Origin of the sequence: Pectobacterium jejuense (assembly GCF_026800125.1) — a bacterium.
GTDB classification, from domain to species: domain Bacteria; phylum Pseudomonadota; class Gammaproteobacteria; order Enterobacterales; family Enterobacteriaceae; genus Pectobacterium; species Pectobacterium jejuense.
This window is the reverse complement of sequence record NZ_JAPQKX010000004.1, coordinates 325,105-341,243: the sequence shown is the minus strand read 5'-3', so window position 1 is coordinate 341,243 and position 16,139 is coordinate 325,105. Positions and strand designations below refer to the sequence as shown.

The 16,139-nt window shown below is 53.6% G+C and carries 17 protein-coding genes; 8 read left to right on the top strand and 9 right to left on the bottom strand.

The features are described 5' to 3' along the window. The first annotated feature begins 48 nt into the window (after positions 1-48). Positions 49-507, top strand: a complete 459-nt coding sequence (locus NXT09_RS10045; RefSeq protein WP_014913932.1) for a hypothetical protein — start codon at positions 49-51, stop codon at positions 505-507. A 94-nt stretch (positions 508-601) separates the two neighbouring features. On the opposite strand, the gene NXT09_RS10040 is transcribed toward NXT09_RS10045, so the two are convergent. Next, a complete protein-coding gene (locus NXT09_RS10040; protein ID WP_268579589.1) occupies positions 602-1,954 on the bottom strand; it encodes a pyridoxal phosphate-dependent decarboxylase family protein in 1,353 nt (450 codons plus the stop codon). A 53-nt stretch (positions 1,955-2,007) separates the two neighbouring features. Further along, positions 2,008-3,264 carry an MFS transporter gene (locus NXT09_RS10035; protein ID WP_268579588.1) on the bottom strand — a complete coding sequence of 419 codons (1,257 nt, stop codon included), beginning with the start codon at positions 3,262-3,264 and terminating at the stop codon, positions 2,008-2,010. 152 nt (positions 3,265-3,416) lie between these two features. Between NXT09_RS10035 and NXT09_RS10030 the strand changes: the two genes are divergently transcribed. From NXT09_RS10030 to NXT09_RS10020, 3 genes are all read left to right on the top strand, one after another. After that, positions 3,417-3,863: a winged helix-turn-helix transcriptional regulator gene (locus NXT09_RS10030; RefSeq protein WP_268579587.1), complete on the top strand. Its 447-nt coding sequence runs from the start codon at positions 3,417-3,419 to the stop codon at positions 3,861-3,863. A 9-nt stretch (positions 3,864-3,872) separates the two neighbouring features. Continuing rightward, positions 3,873-4,319 carry a YhbP family protein gene (locus NXT09_RS10025; RefSeq protein WP_268579586.1) on the top strand — a complete coding sequence of 149 codons (447 nt, stop codon included), beginning with the start codon at positions 3,873-3,875 and terminating at the stop codon, positions 4,317-4,319. A 136-nt stretch (positions 4,320-4,455) separates the two neighbouring features. Beyond that, positions 4,456-5,109, top strand: a complete 654-nt coding sequence (locus NXT09_RS10020) for a Rossmann-fold NAD(P)-binding domain-containing protein (protein ID WP_205554319.1) — start codon at positions 4,456-4,458, stop codon at positions 5,107-5,109. A gap of 11 nt (positions 5,110-5,120) precedes the next feature. Here NXT09_RS10020 and nrdG read toward each other — a convergent pair whose 3' ends face one another. From nrdG to pyrB, 5 genes are all read right to left on the bottom strand, one after another. Then, positions 5,121-5,585 carry an anaerobic ribonucleoside-triphosphate reductase-activating protein gene (gene nrdG / locus NXT09_RS10015; RefSeq protein WP_268579585.1) on the bottom strand — a complete coding sequence of 155 codons (465 nt, stop codon included), beginning with the start codon at positions 5,583-5,585 and terminating at the stop codon, positions 5,121-5,123. 81 nt (positions 5,586-5,666) lie between these two features. Further along, positions 5,667-7,805 (bottom strand): anaerobic ribonucleoside-triphosphate reductase, encoded by a 2,139-nt coding sequence (gene nrdD, locus NXT09_RS10010; protein WP_268579584.1) that lies wholly within the window; start codon positions 7,803-7,805, stop codon positions 5,667-5,669. A 400-nt stretch (positions 7,806-8,205) separates the two neighbouring features. Continuing rightward, positions 8,206-8,592, bottom strand: coding sequence for a 2-iminobutanoate/2-iminopropanoate deaminase (gene ridA, locus NXT09_RS10005; RefSeq protein WP_014913940.1), 387 nt, complete (start codon positions 8,590-8,592; stop codon positions 8,206-8,208). A 98-nt stretch (positions 8,593-8,690) separates the two neighbouring features. Beyond that, positions 8,691-9,155 (bottom strand): aspartate carbamoyltransferase regulatory subunit, encoded by a 465-nt coding sequence (gene pyrI, locus NXT09_RS10000; RefSeq protein ID WP_268579583.1) that lies wholly within the window; start codon positions 9,153-9,155, stop codon positions 8,691-8,693. Between the two features lie 15 nt (positions 9,156-9,170). After that, complete coding sequence (pyrB, locus tag NXT09_RS09995; protein WP_268579582.1) at positions 9,171-10,106, bottom strand: aspartate carbamoyltransferase; 936 nt, start codon at positions 10,104-10,106, stop codon at positions 9,171-9,173. A gap of 449 nt (positions 10,107-10,555) precedes the next feature. Here pyrB and NXT09_RS09990 point away from each other — a divergent pair, with 449 nt between their 5' ends. After that, positions 10,556-11,023, top strand: coding sequence for a NanQ anomerase/TabA/YiaL family protein (locus NXT09_RS09990; protein WP_268579581.1), 468 nt, complete (start codon positions 10,556-10,558; stop codon positions 11,021-11,023). Between the two features lie 47 nt (positions 11,024-11,070). Here NXT09_RS09990 and argF read toward each other — a convergent pair whose 3' ends face one another. Then, complete coding sequence (gene argF / locus NXT09_RS09985; protein ID WP_268579580.1) at positions 11,071-12,078, bottom strand: ornithine carbamoyltransferase; 1,008 nt, start codon at positions 12,076-12,078, stop codon at positions 11,071-11,073. A 305-nt stretch (positions 12,079-12,383) separates the two neighbouring features. Here argF and rraB point away from each other — a divergent pair, with 305 nt between their 5' ends. After that, on the top strand, positions 12,384-12,809 hold the full coding sequence (gene rraB, locus NXT09_RS09980; protein WP_010298271.1) for a ribonuclease E inhibitor RraB: 426 nt from the start codon (positions 12,384-12,386) through the stop codon (positions 12,807-12,809). Between the two features lie 124 nt (positions 12,810-12,933). Here the strand turns inward: rraB and NXT09_RS09975 are convergent, their stop codons facing one another. Then, positions 12,934-13,437 carry a GNAT family N-acetyltransferase gene (locus NXT09_RS09975; RefSeq protein ID WP_268579579.1) on the bottom strand — a complete coding sequence of 168 codons (504 nt, stop codon included), beginning with the start codon at positions 13,435-13,437 and terminating at the stop codon, positions 12,934-12,936. A gap of 422 nt (positions 13,438-13,859) precedes the next feature. Between NXT09_RS09975 and NXT09_RS09970 the strand changes: the two genes are divergently transcribed. Together NXT09_RS09970 and NXT09_RS09965 are read left to right on the top strand one after the other, a co-directional pair. Then, the gene (locus NXT09_RS09970; RefSeq protein WP_268579578.1) at positions 13,860-15,038 is read left to right on the top strand and encodes a YjgN family protein; all 1,179 of its coding nucleotides are present in this window, start codon (positions 13,860-13,862) and stop codon (positions 15,036-15,038) included. 9 nt (positions 15,039-15,047) lie between these two features. After that, positions 15,048-16,085 carry a M48 family metallopeptidase gene (locus tag NXT09_RS09965; RefSeq protein WP_268579577.1) on the top strand — a complete coding sequence of 346 codons (1,038 nt, stop codon included), beginning with the start codon at positions 15,048-15,050 and terminating at the stop codon, positions 16,083-16,085. Positions 16,086-16,139 lie beyond the last annotated feature (54 nt).

Here is a 16,139-nt window from a genome sequence, read left to right as displayed (position 1 = left end):
CGCTATGCCAATGATTTTGTCTTCCATACGTTACCGTAAGGAGGTGATATGAAAGTTGAAGCCGCAGAGTCGTCCGTTTTTGCCAGCCAGCAGGTGATGGCGAAGCGTTCGACAGAGCATGCAGAGAAAGCGGCGCTGTCCGAACAGCTTCAGTCTTATCAGGCGGGCAGCGGTGCCGTTCCTGTCGGTCAGACGACGCGGTATGATTTCACTCGCATTAGCCCTGCCGAACTGTATGAAACGGTTGAAGGCCTTGTCAGCAGTGGGCGGTTGGGACGTGAAGAAGGTTCCGCGCTGCTGGGTTTTGTCTCGTCGCCGAGAGCCGAAGGGGGAAGTATTCCGCCTTCCAATGTGTTCCAGCCGATTAATGTTTTCGACACCATTCAGCAAGGTGTCGCGGGTGCATCATCCCGTAGCGAAGTGCAGAATACCGAAAGCCTGCAACGTGCCGCAGAGGCGCTGAACCGCTTTCAGGGGCAGGTTTCCAGCATTAGCGTTTACGTCTAGCGTATTCCGACGCACCGTAGTCTGATGACGTCTCTCTATCCCCGCATTTGCGGGGATAGTCGTTTTATACCATGCTCGATGCTTTGGGCTTCGCTCAGCATTGGGCCTGAGCTTTGATTTCCGTCAGCAGCGTGATTAGCGCCTGTACGTTGTCATCCTGCGTGCGCCAGGATGACACGCTGATGCGCAATGCTGGGCGCCCCTGCCAGACGGTGCCGCCAAACCATGCTTTGCCCGACGCCTGCAACGCTTCTCGTATTGCTGTCGTTTGGCCGTCGGTTTCCCCCCGTAGCAGAACCTGATTAAGCACAACCCGATTCAGTATCTCAAATCCCACATGGCGCAGGCCGTCGGCGATGAGGGTTGCCTGCCGGCAGTGTCGCTCGACCATCTCCGCTACACCATCGCGCCCCAGCGTACGCAGTGCTGCCCACACCGGAATGCCGCGCGGACGACGGGAGAATTCGAGCGTCAGGTTCTTCTGCGCATCTCGTGCCGCACTAGAATAGACGGCATCCGCGTTCATCGCTTCCGCCAGCACGTCTGCATCGCGGCAAATCGCCATCGCACAGTCGTAGGGCGTGTTCAGCCATTTATGCGCGTCGGTTGTCCAGCTATCGGCCAGCTCGATGCCGTCGGTGAGCGCCGCGTGGGACGAGGCTCTGGCCCACAGCCCGAATGCGCCATCAACGTGAACCCAGGCTCCCGCTGCTTTCGCGACGGGAATGATCTGCGCAAAGTCATCGAACTCGCCCGTGTTGACCTCGCCGGCTTGCAAACAAAGAATCGTGCGGTTATCCAGTGGAGGAAGCTGTGCCACGTCGATCTGCCCAAACGCATTCACGGGCGCGATAAGTAAATGGCGTAGCCCAAAGCCGAGTACGCGTAGGGCTTTCTTCACGGTGATGTGCGTCAGTTCCGAAATCACGACCTTAATTTCAGGTGCGCCGATCAGCCCATCGTTGTCAAAATCCCAGCCCTGTTTTGCCAGCAGAGCACGACGCGCAGCGGCCAGACAGGAAAGCGTGCAGGCTGTGGCGCTGGTGCCGAAACCCACGGCGCTGTCTTTGGGTAAGTTCAGAGCATCGAGCACCCAGCGGCTGGCGAGGCGTTCCAGCGTGGCGGATACCGGCGAGTTATCGAAGGTGGACGCGCACTGATCCCAGGCGATCATTAATCGCTCGGAAGCGGCGGCGACCGGCAATGAGGCACCGATAACAAAGCCGAAATAGTTCGGGCCATTGGAGGCGGTGGTGGCCGGTGAGCCGACCTCATCCAGCAGTGTCAGCGTGCTTTCGGGCGAGAAGCCCTGTTGCGGCAGCGCTTCATCAAAACGTGCCAGCGCTGCGAGGGCATCGGCATCGGGGAAAACCCGACGCTGTGCAGTCTCAGCCAGATAACGTCGGCCGCGCTCGTCGGCATCAGCCAGTAACGTCAGTTCGCTCATGCTTTTCCCTTATCAATCGGATGGTGTGTTTATCAAGCAGCGTTGTTCCGCTATCACGATGGCGTGGAAGTGGCCGGTGACGGCGCTGAGGCGTGCAGCGTCATTTTCCAGAAAAGCAGCGCCAGCAGGCTGACGGCTGCGCCAAGGAGGCACACGCCTGACCAGCCGGCAGCGTCATATGCCGCTGTCGTTGCCATCGCGCCAAGCCCGCTGCCGATGCTATAAAACAGCATATAACAGCCAACCAGACGGCTGTGCGCATCAGGATGCGTCTTGAAAATCATGCTTTGGTTGGTGACGTGAATGGCCTGTCCGCCCAGATCGAGAACGATGATGCCGACCACCAGCGCGAAGAGAGAATAGGGCGCTAACCACAGCGGCAGCCACGATGTCAGCAGCAATAACAGGGCTATGCCGCTGACCCACTGTTCGCGGCCTTTATCGGCCAGCGATCCCGCTTTCACTGCCGCCAATGCGCCGAGAATCCCCACCAGACCAAACGCACCGATAACCGTATGAGAGAAGAAATACGGTTCGCGACTCAGCGGCAGAACCAGGGCGCTCCAGAAAATGCTCAGGGCAGCAAACATCAGTAAAGCGATGGTGCCACGTATTTGCAATACCCGCTCTTGACGCAGCAGGGTCAGCATAGAAAGCAGCAACGCGGCATAGCGGGGACGCTGCTGGGCAAGCGGCTGGTGCGGCAGCGCGCGCCATAAAAGTACGGCAAGCAGGAGCATCAGCAGCGCAGAGAAAAAGTATACGCTGCGCCAGCCTGCTAGATCGGCGATGAAGCCGGATAGCACGCGCGCCAGCAACAGCCCAATCACCACGCCGCCCTGTGCCGCACCGACTACGCGCCCGCGCTCCTGCGGGGCGGCAGCCGTCGCGGCATAAGCAATCAGGCCCTGCGTCATTGCCGTGCCGAGCATGCCCACAGCCAGCATGCCGATCAATAAAGACAGGGGCGTGGTGGATAGCCCAACGGCGATCAGCGCCACGATGAGCGCACCCAACTGGGCGAGCATCAAATAGCGCCGATTGAGGATATCGCCCAGCGGCACCAGCAGAATTAACGCCAGCGCACAGCCAAGCTGTGTTGCGGTCATCACGCCGCCAATGGCAGCGATACTGATGTGAAAATCTATCGATAATGCATCCAACAGCGGCTGTGCGTAATACACATTGGCGACGCTGAGGGCGCTGGCACAGGCAAACAGCAAAACTAAAGCGCGCGGCAAGGCCGTCTGCGTGCTGTAAAGATCGCCTTCGGTAACGGATGACGTGGTATGAATAGGGCTTGTTTTCATGGTATTGGCTTTCATTGCTCAATTTGGTTTCAAAATAAAACCACTTGAAGCATAAATACTCTGGTTTTATTCTGCAACCAAAAAACGTGCGGTCAGTTTTCAGCTTGTGGGTAGGCAGGCAGGATGAACAGGAAAAAGGAGAGGAAGTAGTTATGGTGAAGCGCAAAAGTCTGAAAGAGGATGCGTGTCCCGTCGCTCGCGCGCTAGAAGTGGTTGGCGATCGCTGGGCGTTGCTGATTATCCGCGATGCTTTCGACAATCGCCGCCGTTTCGGCGATTTTCAGCGCAGTTTGGGCGTTGCCAAAAATATTCTTACCGACCGTCTGCGCGCCTTGGTTGAGGAAGGTATTTTGTCCGTTCAGCCCGTTTCTGAAAGCTCGGCCTATCAGGAATATATCCTGACGCCAAAAGGAGAACAGTTATTTCCGCTCGTTGTGGCGCTACGCCAGTGGGGGGAACAGCAGCTGTTTGCAGAGGGAGAACCGCACTCCCTGCTATTGGATAAACACACCGGCCAGCCTCTGCAAACTATGCTGCCGCACTCTGCGGAAGGGCAGTTAGTGGTCGGGCAGCATACGTTCGTTCAGAAGGTGGATTGAGGCAGCGTAATGCAGAAAGAACTGAGAGAAACAGATAGCGATCTTGAGGCAATCTCCCGCTATTTGAAGAAGTTGCACGTACTGACGTTATGCGTGGGTGAAAATTCGGAATTATGGTGTGCGAGTTGCTTCTATACTTATGACGATCAACAGATAGCCTTCTATCTAATGACGGAGTTGCAGACGCGCCACGGTGAAATAATGGTAAGGCTGCCGCAGGTGGCCGGTACGGTGAGCGGTCAGCCGAAGAGCGTCATGCTGATTAAAGGCGTGCAGTTTCGGGCGCAGGCGGTGCAGTTGGAAGGGGATGACGCGGAGCAGGCAAGAGCACGGTACAACGCGCGTTTCCCTATTGCCCGGGCATCGCAAGCACCGATCTGGCGGCTCGATCTGACAGAAATCAAAATGACGGACAATACGTTGGGCTTTGGTAAGAAACGCCACTGGCAGCGCTAACATTCTTCAGAGATAACTGTCGTTACAGAGAGCATTTGTCACAGATAACGTTTGTCATAACTAACATTTGTCACAGATAAGAACAGAAACGTAAAAAGATGGGATAGTGAAAGACGCTGAGCAAGGGGGAAAACCGATGAGCCGGGTATTGTTATTAGGCGCAACGGGGTTAGTGGGGCACGAGTTGTTACAGCTGTTGAAAGCCAATAATCGGGTTGAGACGATCTATGCGCCGACCCGTAAGCCGCTGGAGCCTTCGGAGAAGGTGGTCAATCCGCACGATCCCGATCTGTCTGCCGCGCTGGCGCAATTGACCGATCCTGTCGATATCGCGTTTTGCTGTCTGGGATCGACGCTCAAGACGGCAGGCAGTAAGCAGGCGTTCCGCTATGTGGATTACACGCTGGTGGTGGAAGGGTCAAAGGTGGCGCTGGCGCTGGGCGCGACGCACCTGTTGGTCGTCAGTTCGCTGAGTGCGAGTGCGACGTCGCCTTTCTTCTATTCGCGAGTGAAGGGAGAAGCAGAAAAATCGCTGCGTCAGCAAGGTTGGCAGCATCTGACACTGGCACAGCCGTCGATGCTGCTGGGGGAAAGAGAAGACAGCCGCCCGCTAGAAAGTCTGGCCGCACCGCTGTTTCGGCTGTTCCCGGCAAAATGGCGAGCCATTGAAGGGAAAACGGTCGCGCAGGCGTTGCTGAATCAGGCGTTTTCACCCGAGCCCAAAGCGCGGGTCACCGTGCTGGAATCCGATCAATTACGTTCACTGGGTAAACAGCAGGCGCTTCAGTAGCCGCTTGTCGATCAACGCAGGCGGTGGACAACCTGATTGCTGCTGCCGCGCCAGATCAGTGCGGGATCTTTCAGATCTTGCACAAATTTTCCATCGACTAATACGTTGATGAGATCGACCACCCGCTGTTGCTCCGGTGTGAGTTCCGCCAGCACGTAGCCCGTCCAGACCCAGATATCTTTGCCTAGGCATTCCGCGCGTATCCGTTCGACCAGCCGCAGGATGTCAGGCACGTTCTGCGGATGAAGCGGATCGCCGCCAGAAAGCGAAATTCCCTGCCGGGGGATTTCTGTATCCTGGAGATCGGCGATGATCCGATCTTCCTGTTCCTGCGTAAACGGCTGACCGGAGTTGAGTCGCCAGGTGCTTTTGTTGTAGCACCCCACACACTCATGCACGCAGCCCGCGACAAACAGCGTACAGCGGGTGCCGGGGCCGTTGACGACATCAACGGGATAATACTGGTGGTAATTCATGCTGTAGAGCCCATGTTATGAAGCGGGCGCGTGTTGACGGTGCCGCGAAAGGTGGGCCGCATTGCTGCGGCCCGGAAGGGATTACCCCAGTTGACCGTTTCCTAAATGCTTGATTCGACGCTTCACTTCTTCCTGCTTACCGGCGTTGAACGGGCGTGCATCCGGGCTGCCGAGGTAGCCGCACACGCGGCGCGTGACGGAAACGCGGGCCGAATCGTGGTTACCGCATTTCGGGCAGGTGAAGCCTTTGCTGGTGCACTCGAATTCACCGGTGAAGCCGCACTCGTAGCATTCGTCGATCGGCGTGTTGGTGCCGTAGTAAGGCACGCGGCTGTAGCTGTAATCCCACACGTCCTCCAGCGCTTTGAGGTTGTGCTGCAGGTTAGGGTATTCGCCGTAGCAAATGAACCCACCGTTAGCCAGCGGCGGATAGGGCAGCTCGAAGTCGATTTTCTGATAAGGGTTCACCTTCTTCTCCACATCGAGGTGGAAGCTGTTGGTGTAATACCCTTTGTCCGTCACGCCCTGCACAACACCAAACTCGGCGGTATCCAGACGGCAGAAGCGGTCGCACAGGTTTTCACTTGGCGTGCTGTACAGGCTGAAGCCGTAACCCGTTTCGTCTTTCCACTGCTCAGTGGCGGCTTTCAGGCGAGTGATAACGGCCACGGCTTTGGCACGTAGCGCTTCGTCATCAAACACGTGCGTTTGGCTACCGAATAGCGCGTTAATCGTTTCATGCAGGCCGATGTAACCCAGTGAAATTGAGGCGCGTCCGTTCTTGAAGATATCTGCAATGCTGTCGTCCGCTTTTAAGCGTACGCCGCACGCGCCTTCCATATACAGGATTGGCGCGACGCGGGCTTTCACGCTTTCCAGCCGCGCAATGCGCGTCATCAGCGCTTTCTTCGCCAGCGCCAGACGCTGGTCGAGCAGCGTCCAGAAGCGAGTTTCGCTGCCTTCGGCCTCCAACGCGATGCGCGGCAGGTTCAGGCTGATTACGCCCAGGTTATTGCGGCCGTCGTGAATCTGCTGGCCATCTTCTTCATAAACGCCGAGGAAGCTGCGGCAGCCCATTGGGGTTTTAAACGAACCGGTGACGTTCACGACCTGATCGTAGTTCAGAATATCCGGGTACATGCGCTTGCTGGCACACTCCAGCGCGAGCTGTTTGATATCGTAATTCGGATCGCCCGCTTTGTGGTTCAGACCGTCGCGAATCGCAAAGACCAGTTTTGGGAAGACCGCCGTTTTGTGGTTTTTACCCAGCCCGGCAATGCGGTTGCGCAGAATAGATTCCTGAATCAGACGCGATTCCCAACTGACGCCGAGCCCGAAGCCAAAGGTCACGAACGGCGTCTGACCGTTAGCGGTATGCAGTGTATTGACTTCATATTCCAGTGACTGGAAGGCGTCGTAGCACTCTTTTTCCGTGCGGGTTAAGGCGTAATTTTCCGCATCTGGAATCTGCCACTCTTCTGCCACGGCTTTATGTTTCTCATGGCTGGCGGTGACGAACGGTGCCAGGATTTCATCAATACGGTTTATCGTGGTGCCGCCATAAATGTGGCTGGCGACCTGCGCGATAATCTGCGCGGTGACGGCGGTAGCGGTTGAGATCGACTTCGGCGGCTCAATCTCCGCGTTGCCCATTTTGAAGCCATTGGTCAGCATGCCGTTCAGGTCGATCAGCATGCAGTTAAACATCGGGAAAAAGGGCGAGTAGTCGAGGTCGTGATAGTGAATCTCACCGCGCTCGTGCGCCAGTACCACATCACGCGGCAGGATGTACTGTTTGGCGTAATGCTTGGCGACAATACCGGCCAGCAGGTCGCGCTGGGTGGGAATCACTTTACTGTCTTTGTTGGCGTTCTCGTTCAGCAGCGCCATGTTGCTCTGCTCAACCAGACCGCGAATTTCCTGATTCAGGCGACCGTGGCGTTCACGCGCAATATCGCGGTCATGGCGGTATTCGATGTAGGTACGCGCCAGTTTTTTGTAATTGCCGGACATCAGCAGGTTTTCGACCGCGTCCTGAATATCGCGGATATCTACGCGCGATTTATCCTGCATTTGTTGAGCGACCGCACAGGCCACAGTTGCACAGTAGTCTGCATCATTGACACCGGCTGCATGTGCCGCGCGTTCGACCGCCTCTTTGATACGCACTTCATCAAAAGGCACCTGGCAACCGTCCCGTTTAATCACTACTGGTTTCACGTTTTCTTCCTCTGGAAAGGTTATCCACAGGCGAAAACCGTAACTGACAAGGGTTACAGAGGGCTGTGGATGACACTGTGGATAAACACTATATGTAGGTCATGTTTACAGGATAGGCACTATATATTGAAATTGCGTAGGAGTGTTTGCGCTTTTATCGCTGTAAAATTGATGTAGAGCAAAGAAATCCTCATGTCGCGGGGAATTTGAGCCTGAACAAAAAATAGTCAAAAAAGGCGCTGGGAGTGGGAAGGCTTGCTACGCGCGGCTTGGCGGAAATTTGTTTGTTTTTTGACCGTGATGTGTGATGGGAATGTCAATAATGTTGTTGTGGTGAAAGAAAGAACAGAAAAAAAGCGCACCGGTTACCGTGCGCTTTTTGGGGATATTACGGTGATATTTAGCGACGAACGGCGATCGCTTCGATCTCGATCTTCACGTCTTTTGGCAGGCGTGCGACTTCAACACAAGAGCGAGCTGGGAACGGTGCGCTATGCTCGTTGAAGAAGGCTTCATATGCGGTGTTGACCAGAGCGAAATCGTGCAGGTCTTTCACGAATACGGTCATTTTCACGATATCGGAAACTTTCAGGCCAGCGGCTTCTACGATCGCCTGAACGTTTTCCAGTGACTGACGCGTCTGAGCGGTGATGTTATCTGCTACCAGACCGCTTTTCGGGTGCACAGGGATCTGGCCGGACGTGAAGATCATGCTGCCAAGGTCGACGCCCTGAACATAAGGGCCGATGGCGGCTGGGGCGTGCTCAGTGCTGATAATGCGTGACATGGTATCTCCTTGATGGGGGCGTAAAAGAAACGCGGACGCCGCCATTATTCAAAAAAGCCCCGCGACAGGCAATGTCCATTGCGGGGCAATGCAGAAAACTAGCGATCTTGCAGCACTGCCTGACGCTCAAACTCTTTCTCGCAGTACTTACACTTCAGGTGAACGTCGCCGCCACGCTGTTTCACGCTGAATGACGATGACACCGGTTCGCTGCGGCTGATGCAGTTGCTGTTAGGGCAAGTGAGCACGCCAGTAATGTGGTCTGGCAGCGTCGGCACCAGCTTGCGTACGACATCATAATCATCGATCTGATTGACGGTCGCCTGCGGTGCATAGATCGCCAACTGATTCGCCTGTTGTTCGGTCAGGAAAACGTTTTCGATCTTGATCAGATCTTTGCGCCCAAGATGGTTGGACGGCAAGTTCAGGCCGATGGTGATGCGCTGGTCTGTCGCGGTCAATTTAAACAGCGTCAGCAGCTTAAAACCCACCTGTGCGGGAATGTGGTCGATCACTGTGCCACGTTTGATCGCTTCAACCTGTAATTTATTATCGTGTGTCATGATGGCTTCTTCCTCTTACAGAACCAGTTCGCGAGTCAGGACCAGCGCCAGCAGCGCCTGGCGGGCGTAAATACCGTTGCCCGCCTGCTGGAAATAGTAGGCGTAAGGCGTGGCATCCACATCAATGGTGATCTCATCAACTCGCGGCAGCGGATGCAGTACTTTCAAATTCGGGCGGGCGCTGTGCAGGTCGGCGGCGCGCAGAACAAACTGGGATTTGATGTTGATGTATTCGGACGGATCCAGACGCTCTTTCTGCACGCGCGTCATGTACAGAATATCCAGCTCGCCGACGACATCATCGATGCTGTTGTGCAGGCTGTAAGCGATATTCTTCTCTTTCAGCATGCTCAGAATGTAGTCCGGCATCGCCAGCGCATCCGGGGCGATGAAGTAGAAGCGGTTGCCTTCAAACTTCGCCAGCGCCTGCGTGAGTGAATGCACGGTGCGGCCGTATTTCAAATCACCGACCATCGCGATATTGATGTTATTCAGTCGACCCTGCGTTTCCTGAATGGTGAACAAATCGAGCAGCGTCTGCGTCGGGTGTTGGTTTGCGCCGTCGCCAGCGTTCAGAATTGGAATACCGCCGGAGAACTCGGTCGCCAGGCGGGAAGCGCCTTCCTGCGGGTGACGCATCACAATGGCATCCACGTATTGGCTGATGACGGAAATGGTGTCGGCCAGCGTTTCGCCCTTTTTCCCCAGCGACGTGTTGTTGCTGTCAGCGAAACCGACGACGGAGGCACCGAGGCGATGCATCGCGGTTTCAAAGGATAAGCGCGTCCGGGTAGAGGCCTCGAAGAAGCAACTGGCAATCACTTTATGTTTCAACAACTCAGGCTGCGGATTGGCTTTCAGGCTGGCAGCGACACGCAGCGTCAGTTCCAAATCTTCCCGACTGAGGTCGTTAATCGAAATAATATGTTTTTGATAGAGCGGATTGACCATGTTGTCTTTCTCCTAACGTGTACACAGGAAATGTTGTATCTGGTTGCCCGGATTGTGGGCCAAAAAAAAGCCCCTCATTGAGGGGCTTTCTTCATTGAATAATTGAGCAACGGAAAGGAAAACGCTGGCTGGCTGCCGGATGGCAGTTGTGGTTGAGAACCAACATAAGCAGCAGATTTTTTGGTGTAACGGTGCATGACCCCTCCCGGCAAACTGTCGGGAATTATACGCGCCGACTAGGCTATTTCAAGCAGAAAACGTGGTTTTTTACGCATCGCAATCGGTTGCGGGTCGCGTGCTGCATGCATAACATTCGTGAGTGGGAGAAGGCCGGTGGAGAAGAGTGGTGGGTAGTTCACTTTTTCGTATTAACACGCTGGCGGGCGTCACATTTGGAGAGTATAAGGATTGTAAAACAGGGTTTCATTTTTATATCAACGAGGGTTTTTATGATTACTGGCAACGTCCACCACCTTGAACTGGTTCCTTATCTGCCTGCCAAACTGCGCGAAGCGATTGAATACGTGAAGCAAAATATTACGGCAGACACGCCGCTGGGCAAGCATGATATCGAGGGCAACAGCGTGTTTGTGCTGATCTCCAACGACAGCACCGATCTGCTGGAAAAGCGCCGCGCTGAGTATCACGCCAAATATCTGGACATTCAGATTGTGCTGTCCGGTGTGGAAGGGATGACGTTCAGTAACCTGCCTGCGGGCACGCCGGATACCGACTGGCTGGCGGATAAAGACATTGCTTTCCTGCCTGCGGGCGAGCAGGAAAAACAGTTTGTGATGCAGGAAGGGGATTTTGTCGTCTTCTTCCCAGGCGAAGTGCACAAACCGCTGTGTGCCGTTGGTACACCTGCGCACGTGCGCAAAGCCGTGGTGAAAATCGACGCGTCACTGGTGGTGTAAACCGCTGGAAAGCCTCTCCCTCCCCACTCAGGGGAGGGAAGTAAACCTTAATCCTGTACCAGCGTGGCGACCATCACCGCTTTGATGGTGTGCATGCGATTTTCCGCCTGATCGAACACGATGCTGTGCGCGGATTCAAAGACCTCATCCGTGACTTCCATTCCACCGTGCAGACCATACTGCTCCGCCATTTGTTGGCCCATCGTCGTCTGATCGTCGTGGAACGCGGGCAGGCAGTGCAGGAACTTCACCTGCGGATTACCCGTCGCGGCGATCATTGCCATGTTTACCTGATACGGTTTCAGCAGCGCGATACGCTCTTTCCAGGTCTCTTTTGGTTCCCCCATAGAAACCCAGACGTCGGTATAAATAAAATCTGCGCCCGCGACGCCCGCGGCGATATCTTCCGTCAGCGTAATGCTGCCGCCAGTTTGTTCTGCCGCTGCCTGACACTCAGCCACCAGACCGTCATCCGGCCAGCAGGCTTTTGGCGCAACAAGACGTAAATTCAGCCCGGTCAGCGCCGCTGCTTCAAGCATCGTGTTGCCCATGTTGTTGCGTGCATCACCGACATAGACGAGCGTCATCTCTGACAGCGTTTTACCCGGCAAATACTCTTGCATCGTCAGCAGATCCGCCAGCAGCTGAGTAGGGTGGAATTCGTTCGTCAGCCCGTTCCAGACTGGAACGCCCGCGTATTGCGCCAGCGTTTCGACAATTTGCTGACCATAGCCGCGATATTGAATGCCGTCGTACATTCTTCCCAGCACGCGTGCCGTATCCTTGATGGATTCTTTATGGCCGATTTGGCTGCCGCTTGGGCCAAGATAGGTCACTTGCGCGCCCTGATCGTATGCAGCAACTTCGAAAGAGCAGCGAGTACGAGTCGAATCTTTTTCGAAGATGAGTGCGATGTTTTTACCTTGCAGACGGCGGGCTTCTGTCCCGTTTTTTTTGTCGGCTTTCAGTTTCGTTGACAGGGCTAAAAGATTGGCAATTTCTGCGGGTGTAAAATCCATTAACCTTAAAAAGTGACGCTTATAGAACGGTTGCATGATGTACCTCTCCATGTGGCTCAACACTATCCCCGTCATACTTCAAGCTGCATGTGCGTTGGCTTCTCTTACTCACCCCAGTCACTTACTTGAGTAAGCTCCTGAGGATTCGTGCGATTGCCGCCTTCCTGCAACTCGAATTATCTAGGGTATATCTATCGGATTAAAATCTATTCATTGAATTAAAATTCACTTTATATGTGTAATTATTCAAATTCAAGTGGTGATATCAAACTTTGTGGTGGAGCAAGCCGCAGGGCTGTGGGACAATAAGTAATATTACGTCGTTTAATGAGGACTGAGGCATGGCAAACCGCGAATTACTGGAAGAGCAACGGGAAGAAACACGCCTGATCATTGAAGAGCTGCTGGATGATGGCAGCGATCCTGACGCGCTCTATACCATTGAACACCATTTCTCTGCTGAGAAGTTTGAAGTGTTGGAAAAAGTCGCTGTAGAAGCCTTCAAGCTGGGCTATGAAGTGACGGATGCGGAAGAACTCGAAGTGGAAGATGGCGTGTTGCTGATGTGCTGCGATGCTATCAGTGAAGTTGCGCTGAAGGCGGAGCTGATCGACGCGCAGGTAGAACAACTGCTGGCGCTGGCAGAACGTCACGGTGTGAATTACGACGGTTGGGGCACCTACTTCGAAGATCCAGATGGTGAAGGTGAAGAAGACGGGGATGATGAAGATTTTTATGATGAAGATGATGACGGCAAGCGCCACTAATTATTGAATCATTAACTCGAAAGAACACGCCTCACTGAAAACGCCGCCGGAACCCCCGCGGCGTTTTTTATTCGGTATCACAACGCATTATTACCGTACTTTCAGCCTATTACAGTACCTTCAACTACAGTGCCTTCAGCATCGTCACTTCACAGTCGGTGTGGCCCGTGTTGCCCATTGAGTGGGGAATCAGCTCGAAGCCCAGTGACTCATACAGTCGGATCGCGCTGGTCAGGTGGCCAGTTGTTTCCAGATAGCAGCGGCGAAAGCCGTGCTGACGCGCAAAATCAAGCGCCTGTATCGCCAACTGACGTGCCAGCCCTTTTCCCCGCACGACGGGCAGGAAATACATTTTCTGTAATTCACACACATCCTCTTCACCTGCGACCAGCGGGGCAATGCCGCCGCCGCCAACCACGCGGCCTTCATATTCCACCACCCAGTAGGCGCTTTTCGGCTGGCTATAGAGGGCAAACAGCGCATCCAGATTAGGGTCGGAAACGGTGTAGCCTTTATCGGCCGTCAAACCAAATTCAGCAGAAACCTGACGGATGACCTGAGCGATAGCGGCATCGTCCTGCGCGGTGATTGGGCGTACCTGAAGATTGGCGGAGGTCGCGGTTGTCATAATACGTACTCTTGCTCTTACGGTTTACGAGGGGAATGATCCTGGCCGATTGTAATACCATTTCAGACCACATTGATGCAACGTCTATCCCCGTTCTTCCTGCTGTGCTTCGGGGGGTATCTGCGGTGATTTTTATTCTATATCCACACTAACGCGCCAGCATTTTCTACTGTTAACGTCATAACATGACACTCTGGAGCTCGAATTATCTAAGATATAAGTAAAATTTCCTGCAATCTCTCAAGATATAAATATTGAAGTGCGCTATTCCTTACGATTTATAAGACTATGCAGTTGTTTAATTACTGTTAACTTTTATTGTTGTTGTTAACAAGACATGCTTAAATAAGCCGCTTTTTGTATGCCAATAACGTGTCGAATGAAGCGTTTATAAGGCTTATTTCTTTTAGGATGAAAGGTCTATGACTATCAATACTTCAGAAAATAGCGCGCAGCATCGCGTGCAGTTTCATGGTAAGGCTGGGGAATATTTTGCAATTTGGCTGGTGAATGCATTATTAACGATAATCACCTTAGGTATTTATTCTGCCTGGGCGACAGTGCGCCGCCGCCGTTATTTCTACGGCAATACGGAAATTAACGGTGACCGTTTTGATTACCATGCGGATCCCATTCAGATTCTCAAAGGGCGTTTGCTGGTTATCGCTGGAATCATTCTGTTTTATATCATATTGAGTTTTTCACCCGTGCTTGCCACGGTTATCGCGCTGGCATTTGCGGCATTGATTCCGATTATCGTGATCCGCAACTGGCGTTATGACGCTATTATGTCCAGCTATCGTGGTATTCGCTTTAATTATCATTGCCAGACAGGTCGCGCGTATTGGGTGTTGCTGCTTTGCCCTATTCTGCTGCTGCTGGCTTTTTATGCTGTTTTAGCGGTGGCGATGATCATTGGTATGCAGAGCGATAGCCCGATTATCATTACACTCATCGTGCTGGCGCTGGTGGTTCCAGGGTTTGCAGCGGTCAATGGCATCATGAAAATGATGCAGCTTGATCTCTATGTTAATAACCTGTTCTTCGGTAAAACGGCGTTTAAAGCGGAGTTGACGAAAGCGGCGTTTATTAAATTCGCCCTGATTAGCCTGCTGATTTTTGTTCCTTTCTTGATCGCCGCGCTGTCATTCATGGGGTCGTTCTTTTTTACGCTGTATCAGATCATTATGATGGGCGCAGATTCGGAAACCATTGCTATGATGCTGCTGAGCAATGCCTTTAATTTTATTATGATGTTCGTTGTGGCGCTGCTGGGTGTGCTGGTTTCCAGCAGTTATCTGGTGGTTGCACAGCGTAATTATCTGTTTAACCAGACGTCGCTGAATGGTGGTGTGAAATTGCACTCTTCCATGCAAACGCTGTCTTACATGGGGCTGCTGATAACCAATAGCCTGATCACTATTTTCTCTTTGGGTTGGGCTGCACCAGTGGCAGAGATTCGCCATGCACGCTATATCGCAAATGCGACAGCGGTTGAAGGCGATCTGGCACTGCTGCATGTTCAGGCTCATCAGGACACAGCAAACAGCGCACTGGCCGAAGAAGCCGTGCAGGCGCTCGATTTGGGTGTCGGTCTCTAAGGCAGGAATATGAATATTAAGGGGCATTATCAATACCCCGGATTGGCGGCCCGCGTGGCCGCTTCTCTTCATTTATCGGACAACGGTTCGATGATAGTGCTGAACACCGGGTCATCGAATACGACATTTGCCTTAGAGCAGGTCACGGTTTCCGATGCGCTGGGCTCGATTCCTCTAACGCTCACATTTCCTGACGGTGGTCGCTTTGTTCCTGCCGACGATCCCACTTTTCGCGCGTGGTATTCCGCACGACGTCGCCCGGGACTTGTCCATCGTCTGGAACGCCATAAGCGTGGTGTCATTCTCACGCTACTCGCCACAATCTTGCTCGTCATAAACTACGTTTACGTGGTACTGCCGTGGGCAAGTTCTGCGCTGGCACTCCAGATACCTACTGCCATCGAACAGCAGCTAGGACAAAGTACGATGAAGCTGCTGCAGCACAGTGATTTTAAACCTTCCAAACTGCCTGCTGAGCGCCAACAGGCGATGCAAGCGCTGTTTCAGCAGGTTATGCCCGCGGATATGCGGGAAGACAAAACGCCGCTGCGCCTGGAGATCATGTCTGCGCCTATCGGGCCGAATGCTTTTATGCTGGCGGATGGCACACTGATTATCAGTGACGATCTGGTTAAGCTGGCGAAAAATGACAACGAGCTGGCCGCGGTGATGCTGCATGAAATGGGGCACCACGCCTATCGCCACCCCATGCGCATGGTGGTTCGTTCATCGCTGGTATCGCTGACGTTCATGTGGATGACGGGAGATGTCAGCGGCGTCGGGGATACCTTGTTGCAGTCTGCTGCTTTTATCAACGAGATGCAGTTTTCTCGCGATATGGAACGGGAAGCCGATGCATGGGCAATAGCAGAAATGCAGCAGCAAGGGCGTTCGCTTCAGTCGATGCAGGCGATGTATCGGGCGTTGATCAATAACGACCGCAGTCATGATGAAATTGATTCGCTGGATTTACCAGACTGGCTGAGTACGCACCCAGATATGGATGAGCGGCTGAAAGCCATTGAAAGCGAGATGAATAAGCACTAATCCTCAGATCTTGATTCTCACCTCCGATCTAACCCTGCCTTGTGTCAATCGTGT

Coding starts and splice junctions, on each gene's coding strand:
- NXT09_RS10045 (WP_014913932.1), top strand. CDS start 49: ATGAAAGTTGAAGCCGCAGAGTCGTCCGTTTTTGCCAGCCAGCAGGTG.
- NXT09_RS10040 (WP_268579589.1), bottom strand. CDS start 1,954: ATGAGCGAACTGACGTTACTGGCTGATGCCGACGAGCGCGGCCGACGT.
- NXT09_RS10035 (WP_268579588.1), bottom strand. CDS start 3,264: ATGAAAACAAGCCCTATTCATACCACGTCATCCGTTACCGAAGGCGAT.
- NXT09_RS10030 (WP_268579587.1), top strand. CDS start 3,417: ATGGTGAAGCGCAAAAGTCTGAAAGAGGATGCGTGTCCCGTCGCTCGC.
- NXT09_RS10025 (WP_268579586.1), top strand. CDS start 3,873: ATGCAGAAAGAACTGAGAGAAACAGATAGCGATCTTGAGGCAATCTCC.
- NXT09_RS10020 (WP_205554319.1), top strand. CDS start 4,456: ATGAGCCGGGTATTGTTATTAGGCGCAACGGGGTTAGTGGGGCACGAG.
- nrdG (WP_268579585.1), bottom strand. CDS start 5,585: ATGAATTACCACCAGTATTATCCCGTTGATGTCGTCAACGGCCCCGGC.
- ridA (WP_014913940.1), bottom strand. CDS start 8,592: ATGTCACGCATTATCAGCACTGAGCACGCCCCAGCCGCCATCGGCCCT.
- pyrI (WP_268579583.1), bottom strand. CDS start 9,155: ATGACACACGATAATAAATTACAGGTTGAAGCGATCAAACGTGGCACA.
- pyrB (WP_268579582.1), bottom strand. CDS start 10,106: ATGGTCAATCCGCTCTATCAAAAACATATTATTTCGATTAACGACCTC.
- NXT09_RS09990 (WP_268579581.1), top strand. CDS start 10,556: ATGATTACTGGCAACGTCCACCACCTTGAACTGGTTCCTTATCTGCCT.
- argF (WP_268579580.1), bottom strand. CDS start 12,078: ATGCAACCGTTCTATAAGCGTCACTTTTTAAGGTTAATGGATTTTACA.
- rraB (WP_010298271.1), top strand. CDS start 12,384: ATGGCAAACCGCGAATTACTGGAAGAGCAACGGGAAGAAACACGCCTG.
- NXT09_RS09975 (WP_268579579.1), bottom strand. CDS start 13,437: ATGACAACCGCGACCTCCGCCAATCTTCAGGTACGCCCAATCACCGCG.
- NXT09_RS09970 (WP_268579578.1), top strand. CDS start 13,860: ATGACTATCAATACTTCAGAAAATAGCGCGCAGCATCGCGTGCAGTTT.
- NXT09_RS09965 (WP_268579577.1), top strand. CDS start 15,048: ATGAATATTAAGGGGCATTATCAATACCCCGGATTGGCGGCCCGCGTG.